The following is a 17,620-nucleotide window of genomic DNA, read 5'->3' as shown; positions in this document are numbered from 1 at the left end:
AAAAAAGATTAAAAAAAGTTGAAAAATTCACAAAGAAGGCTGTAAAACAAGCCTTTAATCCCTAAAATTATTTTTGATTATTTTTAAATTCAGAAGGGCTTTCGTCTTTTTATTATTACTAATTTTAAGTATAAAATTTAATTTTAATGGAAAATCAAAACCAATCCGATCACGGAACTAAACATATTATACAAAGTTTACTCGTAAATGTTGCCATTGCAGTATCAAAAGGATTTGCTGCATTTATGACCGGATCCGGTGCAATGCTTGCTGAAACTATTCACTCTACCGCAGATTGTGCTAATCAGCTTTTACTATTGCTTGGGGTAAAACAAGCTAAAAAAGATGCCGACTCTGAACATCCGTTCGGATATGGAAAATCAGTTTATTTTTGGTCTTTTATGGTAGCCATGCTGTTATTTTCTATTGGTGGAATGTTTTCTGTCTATGAAGGTGTGCATAAATACAACAATCCCGAACCGGTACACAATATTGGCTGGGCGATTGGAATTATTATTTTTTCAATTTTAATGGAAGGTTATGCTTTAATTTCTAACATTAAAGAAATCCAAAAACGCAAAAAAGCAATTTCATTTTTTCGTTATCTCCATGTTACAAAAGACAGCGATTTGATTATTATATTTGGAGAAAATGCGGCAGCTGTTTTAGGATTATTCCTCGCTTTAATTGCACTTTTGGTATCACATTATACAGGTGACAGCCGCTATGATGCTATTGGCTCTCTTTGTATTGGCCTTGTATTGATTGCCGTTGCAATCTTTCTCGCAAGTGAAGTAAAGTCATTATTGATTGGAGAAAGTGCTGATCCTGAAATCTTAGAAATGATACATGAAATAGCCAAGGCAGAAAATAATATCACCGAAGTATTAAATTGCAGAACGGTTCAGCAAGGCCCGGGAGAAGTTTTGGTATGCATTAAAATAAAAATTGTTCCGGATCTCAATACTCAAAGTATTAGCTTACTAATTAATGATTTCGAAGAAAAGTTACGAACAAAACGACCTGATGTAAAATGGCTCTATATTGAACCTGATTTTCAGGAATGGAAAACAATTTGAAATTAAATGTCATTTCTATATTAAAATTATTATATTTATTTAACATTTTTAGTAAAAACAGTTCTGTTCTTAATTTATTTAAAATTTGATTTATTATGATACCAAATAAAGTTAGAAGTAAAAAGTTAAGTACAAGGGTTGATTTAACCGCAATGGTCAGCGTTTCTTTTTTGTTGATTATATTTTTTATGGTTGCAACTGAATTAAGGAAACCTAAAACCGCTGATTTAAGTTTGCCTCCAAAAGATTTGGATGAAGAATGGAGTCGTGTAATTAGTTGTGGTGGAGATGCAAGCCGCATTATAACAGTTTTACTAGATGATAATGATAAAGTAATTAGTTATTCCGGACTTTTATTTACTCCAATAACAGGTCCAAAAGAATTAAGTTATGGAAAGAATGGAATCCGTAAAGAACTTTTTAGCAGAAGTAAAACTATTCATGAATATTCGGCAGCACTTGGAAAACCAAGAAACGGTCCGATTGTAATTATAAAACCAAGCAAAAAATCAAACTTTAAAAATTTAGTTGATATTCTTGACGAAATGGCGATTGCTAAAATTGAAACTTATGCGATTGTAAATGATTACACTCCTGAAGAATCAAAATTATTGGCTTCAAAATAAATATCTTTTGAAAACAAATGCCCTAGCCCTGATTGAAGTGGAAATCCTTTTTATTTTTTCCTTTAAAAAATAAAAAGATTGAAGCGCAAAGCAGGAAACAGCTCCTGATTAAACAAAAATTAATTCCTAAATTTCTAATCTCAATGCTTAAATATTGCTTTCTAATAGAAATGCACTTCTCCCGAAGCCTCGGGACACTGAGCGTGACAACTTGAAACTTAAAACAAACAAAACCTGAAACAAAATAACATAAAAAAAGTCCCACATTGCTGTGGGACTTTCTATTTAGAGGAAACTAAGAATTATTTTTTCTCAGTTTTTTCCATTTTAGCTTTCAATGCAGCTAATACATCATTGTTATCTCCTAAAGTTGCAGCTGGTGCATTTGTAGATGAGTTAGATGAAGTATTTTCAGTTTGAGTTTTTACATTTTTCTCTTCTTCTTCACGGAAGATAGCAGTGTGAGATGCAACTACTCTTTTGAATTCTTTGTTAAATTCGATTACTTTGAAATCAGCAGTATCACCTTTTTTCAATTTCTTTCCGTCTTCTTTTTCAAGGTGACGAGTAGGAATGAAAGCAACGATATCATCTCCGAATTCTACAGTAGCTCCTTTGTCAACGATTTCAGAAATTTCACCATTGTGGATAGTTCCTACAGCGAAAGAATCTTCGTATTGATCCCAAGGATTAGCAGTAGTTTGTTTGTGACCTAAAGATAATTTACGTCCTTCAACATCTAATTCTAATACTACTACATCAAGTTTCTCACCAACATTTACAAATTCAGATGGGTGTTTGATTTTCTTAGTCCAAGATAAGTCAGAGATGTAAATTAATCCATCAATTCCTTCTTCTAATTCTACGAAAATACCAAAGTTTGTAAAGTTTCTAACGATACCTGTATGTTTAGAACCTACTGGGTATTTAGAAGTAATGTCAGTCCATGGATCCTGAGTCAATTGTTTGATACCTAATGACATTTTACGGTCATCTCTATCTAATGTTAAGATAACAGCTTCAACAACATCTCCAACTTTTACGAAATCCTGAGCAGAACGTAAATGAGTTGACCATGACATTTCAGAAACGTGGATTAAACCTTCAACACCTTCAGCAACTTCGATAAATGCACCGTAATCAGCGATTACAACTACTTTACCTTTTACTTTATCACCAATGTTTAAGTTAGCATCTAAAGCGTCCCATGGGTGAGCGTTTAATTGTTTCAATCCTAATTGAATTCTTGTTTTCTCATCATCGAAATCAAGGATTACAACGTTTAATTTTTGGTCTAATTCAAGAACTTCACTTGGGTGGTTGATTCTACTCCAAGAAAGGTCAGTAATGTGAATTAATCCATCAACACCACCTAAGTCAATAAACACACCATAAGAAGTAATGTTTTTAACAACACCTTCTAATACTTGTCCTTTTTGTAATTGACCGATGATTTCTTTTTTCTGTACTTCGATATCAGCTTCGATAAGCGCTTTATGAGATACAACAACGTTTTTGAATTCGTGGTTAATTTTTACCACTTTGAATTCCATCATTTTGTTTACGTATACATCGTAGTCTCTAATTGGCTTAACGTCAATTTGAGAACCAGGTAAGAAAGCTTCAATTCCAAAAACGTCAACGATCATACCACCTTTAGTTCTGCATTTTACAAAACCATTAACGATTTCTCCTGTTTCGTTTGCAGAAATAACTCTATCCCAAGATTTGATAGTACGTGCTTTTCTGTGAGATAATACTAATTGACCAGTTTTATCCTCACGGATGTCGATTAATACTTCTACTTTGTCACCTACTTTTAGGTTTGGGTTGTAACGGAATTCGTTTAAAGAAATAACACCTTCCGATTTTGCATTGATATCAACGATAACGTCTCTATCTGTAATTCTAACAACTACACCTTCTACTACTTCTTCTTGATCTGTAGCGATGAAAGTTTTTGATACTAAGTCTTCGAATTCTTGTAAGTTTTTCTCATCTACTGCATCGATACCTTCTTCGAAGTTATGCCAGTTAAAATTTGCTAAAAACTCTTCTTGTGATTTTAATTGTTCAGACATGCTGATAAAAAATTTGTATTCTGCTTTTCTTGAGTTTCATAAAGCGATAGAAAAAACAGAAGTTGTTTTACATAAATAGTTGATACCTAATGGAAACTCTTCTCTGCCAAAAGGTTTGCAAAATTAATACATTTTTCTGTAATAGCAAAACAATTCTAAATGATTATCACTCTATTGTTCAGGAGCAGCAAATTTAAGGGTTTTCAAGGCCTGAAGTCCCGCTCTCGCTCCTATCTTTTTCTGTCTAAAGAAGCCAGAAAAAGGATACCCGCTCTATCGGGGCTAGATTAGAGGTTTTGTGGTTTTAAGAAACTATAAATTATTAGGAATTTAAACTATTTAATAACGCAAAAATAAAAATATTATAATTTACTCCCTTGTCTCCCATTCTTACTAATTTGCTTCCAAACTTCTGCGTTTGAAAATACTTGCTTCTTAAAAAACAATTGTACATTAGGAAACTCATCATAAAAACGCTCAGTCCCCATATCAAAACTTATTGTAAAATAAGATGATGAAAAAGCTTTATCGTAATCTGATGACCAAGATAAAGTGAGTGTTGAAAAATGAATTCCTTTAATTTTTTTCAAAATATTTTTTTCTACAAACACTCTTTTATTTTTGCACATTATATCAATTGAAGTGCAATTTTCCCCATCAAATTTAACATTTACTACTTCTCCTGTTTTATAAGTTACATACACTTCAGTTAATTTCCTTTTTCCGGAAATTATTTCATCACAAATATTTCCTAATCTCGAATCATCGTAATTCAAGACTAAAGGCTCTTTGTCATCAAAAATAAATTTAACGCTTTTTGGATACTCTCCTCTATCCTTATGAGCATATATAGAAGCAAAAGCCAACAATGAAAAAATCAAAAAAAACACTTTTAAATTTCTCATAAATATTTTTATTTTTTACAATTCTTTATTCATCAAAGTAAGTAGGCTAATTTATGCAATAAGTTTTAATTACTTACTTTTACTTTATGACCATGACACTCGACCAAATAAAACTAAAAATTGAAACTTTCCATCAAAACGGACAAGTCATCAACGCCGTTTATTGGCTTTTAAAAAAGTACAACCTCAAAAACAAGAATTTAAAAAGATTTGAGTTTAGAGAAAAAGCAAAACCTGACTTTATCCTAATGACAACTGAAGGTGAATTTGGCGAACCACAAATTATCAGAATCCCAGAAAACACTTTTGAGTTTCCACTAGAACTAATGCTGATTCTTATTGTGCATGAAATGGTTCATGTCAATCAAAAAACAGCAAAACCATACGTATTGGATAAAAACGAGCGGGAGTGGCAAGCGTATTATGAAATGAACTTTCGCAATTTATTTCCGCAAGTTCCTCAAATATCTAACTTTCATAAGAAATTCTTCGCTCAAAAAGGCTTAGAATATTACAACCGAATGGGCGAAGGTTCTGAACTACAAAAAAAATACGCCATACAGAAAAAACAAGTCGAAGATTTGATTGAGTCATTGCCATAATTTTTTTAGACGCCAAACTTCAACAGGTTTTAAAAATCAATAGAACTCACTATATGTAAAGATCTGTTAATAAATAAGTTTAAAACCAAATAGAGTTAATTACATAAGAATTTTATGTCTTATTTTGATAGTTTTGAGATTATTTAAACCGTTTCGGGACAAATGCGTGATAAATAAAATTATATTTTGCCTCCTATTTAAATATAAAAGCAAAAACAATGAAAAAAAACATTTTTCTCCACTCTATTCACAATGATTATCTTATCAGTTAATGCACAAAAATCAACAGTGAAAATCCTAAAATATTCGGATCATGAACCACTCGGCGGAATGCGAACCCGATTCATAAAAGAAGTTTTCTTTCCTGCAATTGAAAAAGAATCAAAAGGACGCTTAAAAATAGATGATCATTGGGGAAGCGAAATTGCAACTGGCTACGATGCTTTACAAGCAACGGGGAAAGATAATACTACAGACATGTCTATTGTCGTTCCTGAATATGTAGCAAATAATCTGCCCTTACATCAAATCTTTAAAAGTTTTCCAAAAGGTCCAACCGGAGATAATCAAGTAAAATTCTTTCGTCAAGTATATGAGAAAATTCCAGCTTTTCCGGAAGAATTAGAAAAACAAAACGTAGTCAACGTATTTTTTGCAACTGGATTTCCAGTAGCTTTCTTAAGTACAAAACCATTAAATAATCTCCAGGACATTAAGGGCGAAAAGTGGCGATCTGCCAGTTTTTGGCACAAAGATTTTCTACAAAATGCAGGAGCTATTCCTGTTACGATGCCATGGGCAAAGGAGTTTATGGTGCTTTGAAAGAAGGCACTTTAGACGGGCTTATGGTAAACATTGATAGCGGACATGATATAAATGCTCATGAAGTCGCTCCTAATGTTGTCGCTTCAAAAGAATTATGGCTAGGACACGTTTATCTTCTGGTCATGAATAAAGATACATGGAACAGTCTTGCAAAAGAAGACCAACAAGCCATTCAACGCGCTGCTGAAAGTGCATATAAAACTTTAGGTGCTGTAATGGATAAAATCTTTACTGCTATGATAAAAAGCATGAAAAATGATGGTGTAAATATCCGAATTTTAAAATCTAAAGAAGTTAAAGAATGGCAAGACATGACTCGTTATAAAGAAGTCCAACGCAATTGGGCAAAAGAGCAAGAATCAAAAAACATTAAAGACGCCAGTACTATTGTCGAAAAAGTCAGCGTTATTTTAAATGATTTCACTAAGTAAAATTTCCAAAAAACAAAAATCCCGTTTTCAATAAATCGAAAACGGGATTTTTATATATTATAAAGTCATTAATGACTTAAATTTTCTATTTCCTTTGGGTCATGTTTATGCTTGAATAAAACAGCAAAAGCAATTGCGATCACCAAAGCATAAGCCGCAAACGACAACCAGATTGTATGCCAGTCTTTCATTAAGATTGGATTTGTGAAAATTCCGTCTGTCGAAATTGAGTTTCCTTGTCCTTTTACAAATTCCAGCATTTTAGAATTCGTGCTGTCTGTTTGTAAAAAACCTGCTAATTCAGTTGTATTAGTAAATGATTTTGTAAAGAAACGATCAATAGCCCAACCTGAAGTTAAACTTCCTAAAACCGCTCCTACTCCATTGGTCATCATCATAAATAACCCTTGTGCTGATGAACGTATTTTAGAATCGGTATTACTTTCTACGAATAATGAACCGGAGATATTAAAGAAATCAAATGCCATACCGTAGACAATACAAGACATAATAATCATCCACAAACCACCTACAGGATCTCCAAAAGCGAATAATCCGAAACGCAAGACCCACGCCAGCATACTAATTAGCATTACTTGTTTGATACCAAAACGTCTTAAGAAAAACGGAATTGCCAAAATAAACAAAGTTTCAGAAACCTGAGAGATCGACATAATAATAGTCGAATATTGAATTACAAAAGAATCTGCATATTTAGGAAAATGTTTGAATTCATCCAGAAATACATCTCCATAAGCATTTGTCAATTGTAATGCGCCTCCCAAAAACATAGAAAACACAAAAAATAAAGCCATTTTATAATTTCCAAATAGCTTAAAAGCTTCCAGACCTAAAGTTTCTACTAACGTAGCATCTTCTTTAGTCAATCGCTGTGGTGCACATTTTGGCAATGTAAAAGCATAAACACCAAGAATTAACGCACCAACTCCGGCAATATAAAACTGATATTCAGTTGCTTTACTTCCACTTAAATTAGTAATCCACATTGCAGCAATAAAACCAATAGTTCCCCAAACACGAATAGGCGGAAAATCTTTTACTATGTTTTTATTATTTAATTTTAGTGAAGTATACGAAATTGAATTACTCAAAGCAATTGTTGGCATATAACAGCACATTGCAGCAAACATTACGTATATAAAATTATCCGGTGTAGTAACTTGAGCAATGCCAAATAAAACCAATGCATAGATTATATGTAAAAAACCATATAACTTTTCTGCGTTTATCCATCTATCTGCAATAATTCCGGTAAGAGTGGGCATAAATAAGGAAGCGATTCCCATGGTTCCAAAAACAAGACCAAATTGGGTTCCTTCCCAATTTTTAGTTCCAAACCAATAATTTCCAATTGTTATAAGCCAGGCTCCCCAAACAAAAAATTGAAGAAAGCTCATTATAATCAACCTGTTTTTAATTCCCATATGATGAAATTGTCTTTTTTAATAAATGAAGCGGTAAAACTACCATTAAAATAAATATCTACAAAAATTTAATTCGTTTTAACAACATCATTTATCAATTCTAAAACAGCTGAAAATTGCTCTTCTCTATTTAAGTAGGAATTATCTATTTCTATTGCATCATCAGCAATTATTAAAGGCGAATCTTCACGGTGTGTATCTATATAATCTCTCTCGACTACATTTTTTAAAACATCCTCATAAGATACATCATCTCCTTTTTCCTGTAACTCATCAAAACGTCTTTGTGCACGGGTTTCAGCACTTGCAGTCATGAAAATTTTAAGTTCGGCATTCGGAAAAACAACCGTTCCTATATCCCTGCCATCCATAACTATTCCTTTGTTTTTCCCCATTTCTTTTTGTTGTTCTACCAATTTAGAACGCACTTCAGAAACTTCTGCTACTTTACTGACAAAACTGGAAACCTCTATAGTTCTAATTTGCTTTTCAACGTTTTCGCCATTCAGGTACATTTCGCCAAACCCTAAATCAGCATTGAATTTAAACTCTAATTGAATTTTTGGCAAAGCATCAACCAGGGCTTTTTTGTCAAAAGAGTCAGTACCTATAAAGTGATTTTGCATTGCAAAGTAAGCAACGGCGCGATACATTGCTCCGGTATCGACATAAACATACTCCAACTCTTTTGCTAATTGTTTTGCTAAAGTGCTTTTTCCTGTTGATGAAAATCCATCAATAGCAACCGTAATTTTTTTCAATGTTTTATTTTTTAAAGTTTAAATAGTTATGGCTCTTAATAATAAATACTCATAACAATATGTGATTTTGAGTTATCGATTATTTGAGCGATTCGGTCAAAATATTTTTTATTTACCATAGGACAACCGTAACTGTTGCAAATATAGTTATCCTGTTCTTTATATGGAACATCAAAATAATAATGAAATACAATATCACGACTAAATGCATTACTATTTGTCGCGTCTAATCCGTGTAGTCTGTAAGATTTCCCAAACTTCCCGTAATACCGATTTCCTATAGAATATGTGCCTAATGAAGTACTTAGTGAATTTGGGATATTACTAAATTTAAGCTTTCCTTTGATTCCCGTTTCAGAACCGGAACCATGCGCAACGATTCCTCTGTCGATTATTTTATTATTTTTTAAATCATAAACAAAAAAACGAAACTTACCTGAGTGCACTTTCATATCAATAAAAAAAACAAAATTTTTATTATACTTTGCGCTACTGTTTACGATCTTTTTAACAGCATCGATCTGAGCTATGTCAATACTTTTCGTATTAAGCAAAGAGAAATCTTTCTTTTTAAAAATAATTACATATCCAATAAAAAGCGATAACATTAAAAGAAAAACAAAAAAAATCTTCTTCATATTATGCTTACAGTTAATTTATTAAAGATTTTAAAAAGACCAATTGCCAGAAATAAGCACTCACTATTGAGAACTATCTCAATAGCAAACCAAGCACAAGAATATAAGTTGTGTGAAGTATTTAATAGTAAATATCCAAAACGATATTTGACTTAGAAGTATCTATTATTTTTTCGATTCTCTTAAAGAATTGCTCGTTAACCATTGGGCACCCATGGCTATTACTGATATAATAATCCTGCTCCTCATATGGAACTGCTGAATAATAATGCAAAACAATAGCTCTCGACAAAGCATTGTCATTAGTTTGATCCAAACCGCTTAATTTATAAGCTTTGCCAAATCCTCCCTTATAACATTTTCCTATAGCATATCTACCTAATGCTGTGCAATTTGAATTGGGTGTATTACTAAATCTCAGACTTCCTTTTACTCCCGTTTCAGATCCGGAACCGTGAGCAACAAGGCCTTGATCTATTATCTTATTGTTTACAAGGTCATAAACAAAAAAGCGATTTTTGCCTGATGGTATTCTCATGTCAACAAAAAAAGCAATCTTAGTATTGTACTTAGGATCAATACTAATCATGTTTCGTATTTCGCTCACTCTGGTATTCATTCTTTCTACTTCCACAGTAGTCATCACATCATCTTCTTTAAAGTAATGTTTTGAGGCCGTAAAAAACCCTACAGTCACAAATAAAAACAAACTGATTATTTTCATATAACTATTGAAAATTTAAGATTAGACTAAAAAGACTTGTGTTAGTTGCCAATATATATCTTGAATACGAATAATTAAACTTTAACTTTTTCACTTTTAAACCAAAACTGATGAAACTCCTGAGGATCAGGAATTACCAGCGCCAAATTTACATAATTTTTTTTTAATTTTATATAAAAACCACAAATCAATTACTTTGCCAATACAATTATAACTTTCTAATGCTGAATACACTACCTCTAATCTCACTCTTTATAAGGCGACTTGCAAGCGTGAGAAACCGTTACACAAGCAATTATTCTATAATACCACCTCAGAATTTAGATTCTATGTTTAAATAGCAATTAATTGAAATCTTTATCATAATTTATTGTATTTCCCCTCTTATACACCGCTAGTTTAACGTAACAAATCGTTTTTTAGGATGTTTTACATATGGAAATAACGCAATTATAAATATAAAATTATATAACTTCAGAAAATAATAAAAAAAAAAATCCAAATCCCATTGAACAATTAGTCCTGGAATTTGGATTTTTAAGTTTATGATTTTAACTGAAACTATTTTAACTGCTTCGCGTTTTTAACATTCTGATCTGTTATTGCTAAAGCTAAAACTTCACTCATTTCTTTTACATAATGAAAAGTTAAGCCTTCTAAATATTCTGCTTTAATTTCATCGATGTCGCTTTTGTTCTCGTGACATAAAATGATCTCTTTAATATTAGCTCTTTTTGCTGCTAAGATTTTTTCTTTGATCCCTCCTACTGGTAAAACTTTTCCTCGAAGAGTTATTTCGCCGGTCATAGCTAAGCTTTTCTTTACTTTCTTTTGTGTTAGCAACGAAACCAAAGAAGTCAGCATGGCAATACCCGCGCTTGGTCCGTCTTTTGGTGTTGCACCTTCCGGAACGTGTAAATGGATATTATATTTTTGGAACAGCTCTACACTTAATCCTAATTTTTTAGCATTGGCTTTAATGTATTCTAAAGCAATCGTGGCAGATTCTTTCATTACATTACCCAGATTTCCGGTAATCGTCAAAGAACCTTTTCCTTCAGAGATCAATGATTCAATAAACAAAATATCACCACCAACACTTGTCCAGGCCAAACCTGTAACAACTCCGGCAACATCATTGTTTTCGTATTTATCACGTTCTAATCTTGGCACGCCTAAAACCTTAAGAATATCTTCGTCAGTCACTTTTTTATTGTACTCCTCGTCCATTGCAACTGATTTTGCTGCATTACGAATAACCTGAGCAATTTTAGTTTCCAGGTTACGTACACCAGATTCACGTGTATATCCTTCTACGATTTTCTCTAATTGTTTTTTACCAATTGTCAACTCCTTAGTTGTTAATCCGTGAGCTTCTAATTGTTTCGGAAAGAGATGCCTTTTAGCAATTTCTACTTTTTCTTCAATTGTATAACCTGACATTTTAATCACTTCCATTCTGTCACGCAAAGCGGGCTGAATTGAGCTCATATTATTTGAGGTAGCGATAAACATAACTTTAGACAAGTCGTATCCCATTTCAAGGAAATTATCATAGAAAGCATTGTTTTGTTCCGGATCCAACACTTCTAACAAAGCAGAAGAAGGATCTCCGCTATTACCGCTGGAAAGTTTATCTATTTCATCTAAAATAAATACAGGATTTGATGTTCCCGCTTTTTTCAAACTCTGGATAATTCTACCCGGCATTGCACCAATATAAGTCTTTCTGTGTCCGCGAATTTCAGCTTCGTCACGTAAACCACCCAACGAAATACGCACATATTCACGACCTAAAGCTTCGGCCACTGAACGGCCAATCGAAGTTTTACCAACTCCCGGAGGTCCTGTCAAACATATAATTGGCGATTTCATATCGTTACGAAGTTTCAATACGGCCAAATGTTCGATCATTCTTTTCTTAACTTCTTCAAGTCCAAAATGATCTTTATCTAATATTTTCTGAGCGTATTTTAAATCGAATTTATCTTTAGAATATTCGCCCCATGGCAACTCTAAAAACAATTCTAAATAATTACGCTGAATTCCGAAATCAGGCGATTGCGGATTCATTCTACGCATTTTAGACAATTCTTTTTCGAAATGCTTTTGCGTTTTTTCATCCCATTTTTTAGTTTTTGCCTTCAGACCCATTTCGTCCATTTCTTCCTCTTGCGAAACGCCTCCCAATTCTTCCTGAATGGTTTTCATTTGCTGATGAAGGAAATATTCACGTTGCTGCTGATCTAAATCAAAACGAACTTTTGACTGGATGTCATTTTTCAATTCTAATTTTTGCAACTCCACGTTCATATAACGTAAAGTCTCAAGCGCCCTTTCTTTTAATCCGTTTATCGATAACAAACCTTGCTTCTCTTTTACGGATAAATTCATGTTTGAAGAAACAAAATTGATCAAAAACGATTGGCTTTCAATGTTTTTAATAGCAAAAGTTGCTTCTGATGGAATGTTTGGGCTTTCTTTTATAATTTGAATCGCCAATTCTTTTACTGAATCTAAAATAGCTGTAAATTCAGTATCATTCTCTTCCGGACGTTCTTCTGAAACTTCTTTGATAGTTGCAGTAATATAAGGATCCTCTGAAACGATCTCATCTATTTCAAAACGTTTTTTTCCTTGTAGAATAACGGTAACATTTCCGTCAGGCATTTTTAAAACACGCAGAATTCTTGCTACAGTACCTATTTTATGAATATCATCTTTTGACGGATCTTCATCTTCTTCATTAATTTGAGAAACAACTCCAATTATTTTACCGCCTGCGTTTGCATCGTTTATTAATTTAATCGATTTATCTCTTCCCGCAGAAATTGGAATTACAACTCCCGGAAATAAAACAGTATTACGTAATGGTAAAATAGGTAACGAAAGCGGAAGCTCTTCATTGTTCATTTCCTCTTCGTCTTCTGGAGTTAATAATGGAATCAATTCTGCTTCTGAATCAAATTCCTGAAGTGACAGATTGTCAATAGTAAGTATTTTATGGTCTGACATAATAGTATATAAGTCGTTTTGTCATTAAATTTTTAATCCTAACTTCAAATGTAGTCTTAGATTCATTAATATGTAATAAAAACATACTAAGCGTCTCATTTACAAGATAGATCTTTAAAAGAGACAATCACTGTGCCAAAATGGACAATATATTATCTATTTAGCGAGCCAATCTAGTAAAATCAAATTGTTTTACCAAAAAAAAATCCACCCAAAGGTGGATTCTTTTTTGCATAGTTACTAATTCAGGTCTACTAGACTAATGTCAAAGGATCCTGTGATTGACTTTTTATTAATTTTATCAAAATCACTAACAACAAAACTATAACTGCCTTTCATGCGTGTTGCAGATTTCGAAGTAATAGTAACCGAACCTGATTCTAAATTATACAGAGTACCGTTTATCCTGCAATAAGCACTCGCAACATGTACAGTATTCTCTCCGCCATTTAGTAAAACACTAGAAGCTGGATAAGTTCCAACTGAGTATGATTGATCTATACTAACACCTATACTGTCTGCATTGTCGCCTTTCTTTTTCCCTACAATACTGTAATAAGGATAAGCTCCCAGGGAACTTATGCTGGCCACATCAATTTTGTCTTCAATAAACTCAACTCCGTCTATTTTTGCGGTAAGAAAATGATCAGGTTCTTCAATTGGTAAATTTGTGTGTAAAATATATTCGTAAATGAACCATTAGTAATTACTTTTGTTTCTGCCCTATTTATTGCTCAACTCTCTAAATCCTGTAAACTGAAAGGTGCCTGAAATAGTTTTTTTGTCTTTGTCTACATCTGTAATTTTAACTATTGCTGTATCTGTATATCCCTGAATTTCAAAAAGTGCCGCGTCCTCCTCTGATATACTTGCAAATGCATCTCCTCCAATTTCTAAAGCATAAGCCAATATAAAATTTTCAGCATCTTCGTTACTGTTTTTCCATGTATATGTTCCTACTTTATTACTTGGCAGAATTATTTGAATTAAATCGCCTTTAGAAGATCTAATACCCTCAATTGCCACATAATCATCAGTTACAATAGCTTGTACCTGATCTCCCACAAAAGCATGTCCTCCCACTGTTGCAGTAAAGATTCCTGTATTAATTGAAGGGTTTCCGTTACCATTTCCGTTCCCGTTATTATAATTTAACCCATCCTCAAAGTCTTTGGTACAAGAATTAAAAGAGATTCCTAAAACAAAAAGTAAAAGGAATAAAATTTATTTTTTTTTCATAAATAATTTATTGTAAGGTTAAAATATTATACCGCTCAAAACTAAGTAAAAAATCTTACAATAAGTATGATTTGCAACTGTAAATTTTATCATATCTAAATTATTAAAGCTATTATCAAAAAAAATACATTTATTTTTATCCAAAGTGTAACAAATCAAAAAAAGCAAAGTCATTATTAAAAACTAGCAATCATTACTTGAATATAACTAACCAAAATATCGAAGAATTAATCGCGCTTTGTAAAGAAAACAATCAAAAGGCACAATTCGAAGTTTACAATCGTTACAGTAAAGCCATGTATAATGTGGCCTACCGTATTGTAAAAGATGAACATTTTGCACAAGACGTCATGCAAGAAGGTTTTCTTAAGGCTTTTACAAAAATTAATGATTACAGACAAGAAGTAGCTTTTGGAGCATGGTTAAAAAAAATAATTGTCAATTATAGTATTGACTTTTATAAAAAAAATAATGCGTTTCAGGTCGAAGACCTAAGTAAAACATTATATAAAATAGAAGAAAACGACAGCTTCTTTTCTGAAAATATAGATTTGAATTCACTTAAAGTGAAACAGGTCTTGGATTCAATTTTAAGTTTAAAAGACAATTACAGGATGGTGTTAACGCTCTTTTACATTGAAGGTTATGATCAGGAGGAGATTTGCGAAATTTTAAATATTTCCTATGCCAATTGCCGGACTACATTGAGCAGGGCGAAAGAAAGTTTGCGAAAAAAATTAGAGGAGATATGAGATTGCTGAAAACAAAAAGTTTGTGCGCACAAATGATTAAAAAAGCGATAGCAGATTCACCATTAAAAAATAAATTTTAGATATATGAAAAAGGAAAATGACGATTTAGATCAATTATTTGAAAAATTCGAGAATCAATGGGATGTTAAAAGAATGAATGCTGACCATCAGGTTGATTTCTTACACAAATTAAACAAAAAGAAACAACCTAAGAAAAAAAATAATGCCGTTTGGGCAATAGCTGCGTCGATTGTAGTATTGCTTGGGATCTCTTTGTTCTATAACAATAATGAAAAACCAAAGGAATTTAAATTCGCATCGAAAGAAACGCAAAGAACAGATTCGATCTTCAGTATTTTAATTGATAATGAGTTGGTTAAATTAAAAGAAAAAAGTTCGCCGGAAAATGAACAAATTATAAATGACGCGTTAAAGCAAATGAAAGTTTTTGATGCTGATTATACAAAAATTATAAAAGAAGTTCAGAAAAATGGCGAAAACAAACAGATTATTTACGCTATGATTAGCAACCTTCAAACCCGAATATCTTTTTTACAAACGGTATTACAGAGAATTGAAGAAAATGAAAAATTTAAAAATACTACAACACATGAAAAAACATTATAGCATACTAATCTTATTTCTTTTGATTCCTTTATTAGGATTTTCAAATGATGACAGCTTTATTTCTAAACAAAAAAACATCAAAAAAACCTATATCGTCAATTCCAATGCAGGAATAGACATCGATAATAAATATGGGAACATCACAGTAAGTACATGGGATGAAGACAAAATCGATGTTGACATTACAATAAAAGTTTCGGGAGGAAATGAAAATTGGGTCAATGAACGGTTAAATAGTATTGATGTTGATATTACTGCTCTTAAACATTTAGTTTCTGCGGTAACAAATCTTGGTAATTCCTCCTTAAAAAGCCGAGGAAGCAGCAACAGTTTTGAAATTAATTATGTAATTAAAATTCCTAAAAACGGAACTGTAAAACTTAATAATAAATACGGGAACATTACAACTCTCAATTTAGAATCTACTGCGGATATTTCTTGTAAATATGGTAAGATCATACTTGGCAAACTTAATGGCGACAGCAATAGAATCGAAATTGGATACAGCCAAAACTCGAGTATTGATTACATTAAAAACGGAAACATTGAAGCACGTTATTCAGGAATAAAAATAAATGAATCCGGAAATTTAAATGTCGATGCAAATTATACTGACGTCTCAATAATGGAGGGGCAAAACATTAAATTCAAAGGGAATTACGGCAGTTTTAAATTTCAAAAAATAAATTCACTCGTTGGCAGCAGTAATTATGTAACAATATCTATTGCAGAGATTTCGAGCAACCTGAATATCGATGCAACTTATTCTAAGATAAATGTAGAATCGCTTAATGAGAAATCAAAAAATGTAAATATCAATACAGGATATACAAACGTATCGCTGGGATACAATGCAAACTTTGCTTTTGATTTTGATATAAATACAAAGTACGGCAGCATAAAAAGTGATAGTTCTTTAGAAGTTTTCGTTAGTGAAATTAAAAATAATGCAAAAAGATTAAGTGGGTACAATAAGAAAAAAGGGCAAAATAAAGTCATTGTAAATTCTAATTATGGTAATGTAATATTAACCAAAAGGCAATAGTTTCGAAAATCAGTCAAAAAATAAAAATCAAAAAAATGAAAAAATCAATTCAATTATTAGTGTGTGGAGCGTTTTTAATAACTTTTATTGCAAATGCACAATGGTTATCTAACGATAAAAAGAAAGGAAATGGTAACATCGTTACTGAGACAAGAACAACAGCTGATTATGATGCTATAAAAATATCGGGCTCTTTTGATGTAGATCTAGTAGCAGGAAAAGAAGGAAAGATCATCATTAAAGGGGAAGAGAACTTAATATCAGCCATAAAAGTTGAAGTTGAAGGAGATGTATTGAAAATTTACACCGAAAAAGGCATAAATATCAGGCCTAGCATGGGTAAAAAGATCCAGGTAACTATACCATTTGAAAAAATATCTGAAGTGACTTTATCTGGTTCAGGAAACGTTCAGTCAAAAGATGTTATTAAAAATGATAAGCTTCTTGCTAAATTATCCGGTTCAGGAAATTTTTATCTTGCTGTTGATTCCAATACTTTAGAATTAAATCTAAGCGGTTCAGGAAATGTACAATTAAAAGGAAATGCAGACAGTTTTACTACAAAACTTTCAGGATCTGGCGATATTGACACTACCGATTTGCAATCAAAAATTGTTGATGTAAACGTTTCAGGGTCTGGAAACAGCAAAATTAACTGCAAGGAAAGTTTAACTGCACGAGTTTCTGGTTCAGGAAATATTAAATACACAGGGAATCCTGAAAAACGTGATGTAAAAGTTTCGGGCTCAGGAAATATCTCAAAAGTATAATTATCTAAAAAAAAACATCATCAATCAAACTATACAGCTTTGTCGTGTTTCATGA

The 17,620-nt window shown here is 32.3% G+C and carries 18 protein-coding genes; 9 read left to right on the top strand and 9 right to left on the bottom strand.

What is annotated here, in order from left to right:
- Positions 1-146 precede the first annotated feature (146 nt).
- Together ACQKCJ_RS02300 and ACQKCJ_RS02295 are read left to right on the top strand one after the other, a co-directional pair.
- Positions 147-1,079, top strand: a complete 933-nt coding sequence (locus ACQKCJ_RS02300) for a cation diffusion facilitator family transporter (RefSeq protein WP_271334712.1) — start codon at positions 147-149, stop codon at positions 1,077-1,079.
- A gap of 95 nt (positions 1,080-1,174) precedes the next feature.
- Complete coding sequence (locus ACQKCJ_RS02295; protein WP_271334711.1) at positions 1,175-1,705, top strand: ExbD/TolR family protein; 531 nt, start codon at positions 1,175-1,177, stop codon at positions 1,703-1,705.
- A 302-nt stretch (positions 1,706-2,007) separates the two neighbouring features.
- Here the strand turns inward: ACQKCJ_RS02295 and rpsA are convergent, their stop codons facing one another.
- Positions 2,008-3,786: a 30S ribosomal protein S1 gene (gene rpsA / locus ACQKCJ_RS02290; RefSeq protein WP_271334710.1), complete on the bottom strand. Its 1,779-nt coding sequence runs from the start codon at positions 3,784-3,786 to the stop codon at positions 2,008-2,010.
- 362 nt (positions 3,787-4,148) lie between these two features.
- On the bottom strand, positions 4,149-4,691 hold the full coding sequence (locus tag ACQKCJ_RS02285; RefSeq protein WP_427401268.1) for a hypothetical protein: 543 nt from the start codon (positions 4,689-4,691) through the stop codon (positions 4,149-4,151).
- Positions 4,692-4,777: 86 nt separating this feature from the next.
- Here ACQKCJ_RS02285 and ACQKCJ_RS02280 point away from each other — a divergent pair, with 86 nt between their 5' ends.
- From ACQKCJ_RS02280 to dctP, 3 genes are all read left to right on the top strand, one after another.
- On the top strand, positions 4,778-5,293 hold the full coding sequence (locus ACQKCJ_RS02280; RefSeq protein WP_427401267.1) for a hypothetical protein: 516 nt from the start codon (positions 4,778-4,780) through the stop codon (positions 5,291-5,293).
- 288 nt (positions 5,294-5,581) lie between these two features.
- On the top strand, positions 5,582-6,115 hold the full coding sequence (locus ACQKCJ_RS02275) for a hypothetical protein (RefSeq protein WP_427401266.1): 534 nt from the start codon (positions 5,582-5,584) through the stop codon (positions 6,113-6,115).
- Complete coding sequence (gene dctP / locus ACQKCJ_RS02270) at positions 6,088-6,549, top strand: TRAP transporter substrate-binding protein DctP (protein WP_271334706.1); 462 nt, start codon at positions 6,088-6,090, stop codon at positions 6,547-6,549. The genes ACQKCJ_RS02275 and dctP overlap by 28 nt, the downstream gene beginning before the upstream one ends.
- A 68-nt stretch (positions 6,550-6,617) precedes the next feature.
- Here dctP and ACQKCJ_RS02265 read toward each other — a convergent pair whose 3' ends face one another.
- The 7 genes from ACQKCJ_RS02265 to ACQKCJ_RS02235 all read right to left on the bottom strand — a co-directional run bounded on the left by ACQKCJ_RS02265 (position 6,618) and on the right by ACQKCJ_RS02235 (position 14,230).
- Positions 6,618-7,994 (bottom strand): nucleoside permease, encoded by a 1,377-nt coding sequence (locus tag ACQKCJ_RS02265; protein ID WP_427401265.1) that lies wholly within the window; start codon positions 7,992-7,994, stop codon positions 6,618-6,620.
- 68 nt (positions 7,995-8,062) lie between these two features.
- Entirely contained in the window at positions 8,063-8,755 is a 693-nt protein-coding gene (gene cmk, locus ACQKCJ_RS02260; RefSeq protein WP_271334704.1) for a (d)CMP kinase, read from the bottom strand.
- A 35-nt stretch (positions 8,756-8,790) separates the two neighbouring features.
- Positions 8,791-9,393 carry a murein L,D-transpeptidase catalytic domain-containing protein gene (locus tag ACQKCJ_RS02255; protein ID WP_427401264.1) on the bottom strand — a complete coding sequence of 201 codons (603 nt, stop codon included), beginning with the start codon at positions 9,391-9,393 and terminating at the stop codon, positions 8,791-8,793.
- 121 nt (positions 9,394-9,514) lie between these two features.
- Complete coding sequence (locus ACQKCJ_RS02250) at positions 9,515-10,117, bottom strand: murein L,D-transpeptidase catalytic domain-containing protein (protein ID WP_271334702.1); 603 nt, start codon at positions 10,115-10,117, stop codon at positions 9,515-9,517.
- A gap of 561 nt (positions 10,118-10,678) precedes the next feature.
- Positions 10,679-13,132, bottom strand: coding sequence for an endopeptidase La (gene lon / locus ACQKCJ_RS02245; protein ID WP_427401263.1), 2,454 nt, complete (start codon positions 13,130-13,132; stop codon positions 10,679-10,681).
- A 240-nt stretch (positions 13,133-13,372) separates the two neighbouring features.
- Positions 13,373-13,723, bottom strand: coding sequence for a hypothetical protein (locus tag ACQKCJ_RS02240; RefSeq protein WP_427401262.1), 351 nt, complete (start codon positions 13,721-13,723; stop codon positions 13,373-13,375).
- A gap of 132 nt (positions 13,724-13,855) precedes the next feature.
- The gene (locus tag ACQKCJ_RS02235; RefSeq protein ID WP_427401425.1) at positions 13,856-14,230 is read right to left on the bottom strand and encodes a DUF6252 family protein; all 375 of its coding nucleotides are present in this window, start codon (positions 14,228-14,230) and stop codon (positions 13,856-13,858) included.
- Between the two features lie 338 nt (positions 14,231-14,568).
- Here ACQKCJ_RS02235 and ACQKCJ_RS02230 point away from each other — a divergent pair, with 338 nt between their 5' ends.
- The 4 genes from ACQKCJ_RS02230 to ACQKCJ_RS02215 all read left to right on the top strand — a co-directional run bounded on the left by ACQKCJ_RS02230 (position 14,569) and on the right by ACQKCJ_RS02215 (position 17,565).
- A complete protein-coding gene (locus tag ACQKCJ_RS02230; RefSeq protein WP_271334699.1) occupies positions 14,569-15,123 on the top strand; it encodes an RNA polymerase sigma factor in 555 nt (184 codons plus the stop codon).
- Positions 15,124-15,207: 84 nt separating this feature from the next.
- Positions 15,208-15,750, top strand: a complete 543-nt coding sequence (locus tag ACQKCJ_RS02225) for an anti-sigma factor (RefSeq protein WP_271334698.1) — start codon at positions 15,208-15,210, stop codon at positions 15,748-15,750.
- Positions 15,734-16,795 (top strand): hypothetical protein, encoded by a 1,062-nt coding sequence (locus ACQKCJ_RS02220; protein ID WP_271334697.1) that lies wholly within the window; start codon positions 15,734-15,736, stop codon positions 16,793-16,795. The genes ACQKCJ_RS02225 and ACQKCJ_RS02220 overlap by 17 nt, the downstream gene beginning before the upstream one ends.
- Positions 16,796-16,830: 35 nt before the next feature.
- Positions 16,831-17,565 (top strand): head GIN domain-containing protein, encoded by a 735-nt coding sequence (locus ACQKCJ_RS02215; RefSeq protein WP_427401261.1) that lies wholly within the window; start codon positions 16,831-16,833, stop codon positions 17,563-17,565.
- Positions 17,566-17,620: the final 55 nt, after the last annotated feature.

The organism is Flavobacterium sp. NPDC079362, assembly GCF_050267765.1.
GTDB lineage: Bacteria > Bacteroidota > Bacteroidia > Flavobacteriales > Flavobacteriaceae > Flavobacterium > Flavobacterium azizsancarii.
Note: the sequence above shows the minus strand (reverse complement) of the source record. Positions and strands in the feature narration are given on the sequence as shown.

Coding starts and splice junctions, on each gene's coding strand:
- ACQKCJ_RS02285 (WP_427401268.1), bottom strand. CDS start 4,691: ATGAGAAATTTAAAAGTGTTTTTTTTGATTTTTTCATTGTTGGCTTTT.
- ACQKCJ_RS02225 (WP_271334698.1), top strand. CDS start 15,208: ATGAAAAAGGAAAATGACGATTTAGATCAATTATTTGAAAAATTCGAG.
- ACQKCJ_RS02220 (WP_271334697.1), top strand. CDS start 15,734: ATGAAAAAACATTATAGCATACTAATCTTATTTCTTTTGATTCCTTTA.
- rpsA (WP_271334710.1), bottom strand. CDS start 3,786: ATGTCTGAACAATTAAAATCACAAGAAGAGTTTTTAGCAAATTTTAAC.
- lon (WP_427401263.1), bottom strand. CDS start 13,132: ATGTCAGACCATAAAATACTTACTATTGACAATCTGTCACTTCAGGAA.
- ACQKCJ_RS02215 (WP_427401261.1), top strand. CDS start 16,831: ATGAAAAAATCAATTCAATTATTAGTGTGTGGAGCGTTTTTAATAACT.
- dctP (WP_271334706.1), top strand. CDS start 6,088: ATGGGCAAAGGAGTTTATGGTGCTTTGAAAGAAGGCACTTTAGACGGG.
- ACQKCJ_RS02300 (WP_271334712.1), top strand. CDS start 147: ATGGAAAATCAAAACCAATCCGATCACGGAACTAAACATATTATACAA.
- ACQKCJ_RS02295 (WP_271334711.1), top strand. CDS start 1,175: ATGATACCAAATAAAGTTAGAAGTAAAAAGTTAAGTACAAGGGTTGAT.
- ACQKCJ_RS02255 (WP_427401264.1), bottom strand. CDS start 9,393: ATGAAGAAGATTTTTTTTGTTTTTCTTTTAATGTTATCGCTTTTTATT.
- ACQKCJ_RS02265 (WP_427401265.1), bottom strand. CDS start 7,994: ATGGGAATTAAAAACAGGTTGATTATAATGAGCTTTCTTCAATTTTTT.
- ACQKCJ_RS02280 (WP_427401267.1), top strand. CDS start 4,778: ATGACCATGACACTCGACCAAATAAAACTAAAAATTGAAACTTTCCAT.
- ACQKCJ_RS02250 (WP_271334702.1), bottom strand. CDS start 10,117: ATGAAAATAATCAGTTTGTTTTTATTTGTGACTGTAGGGTTTTTTACG.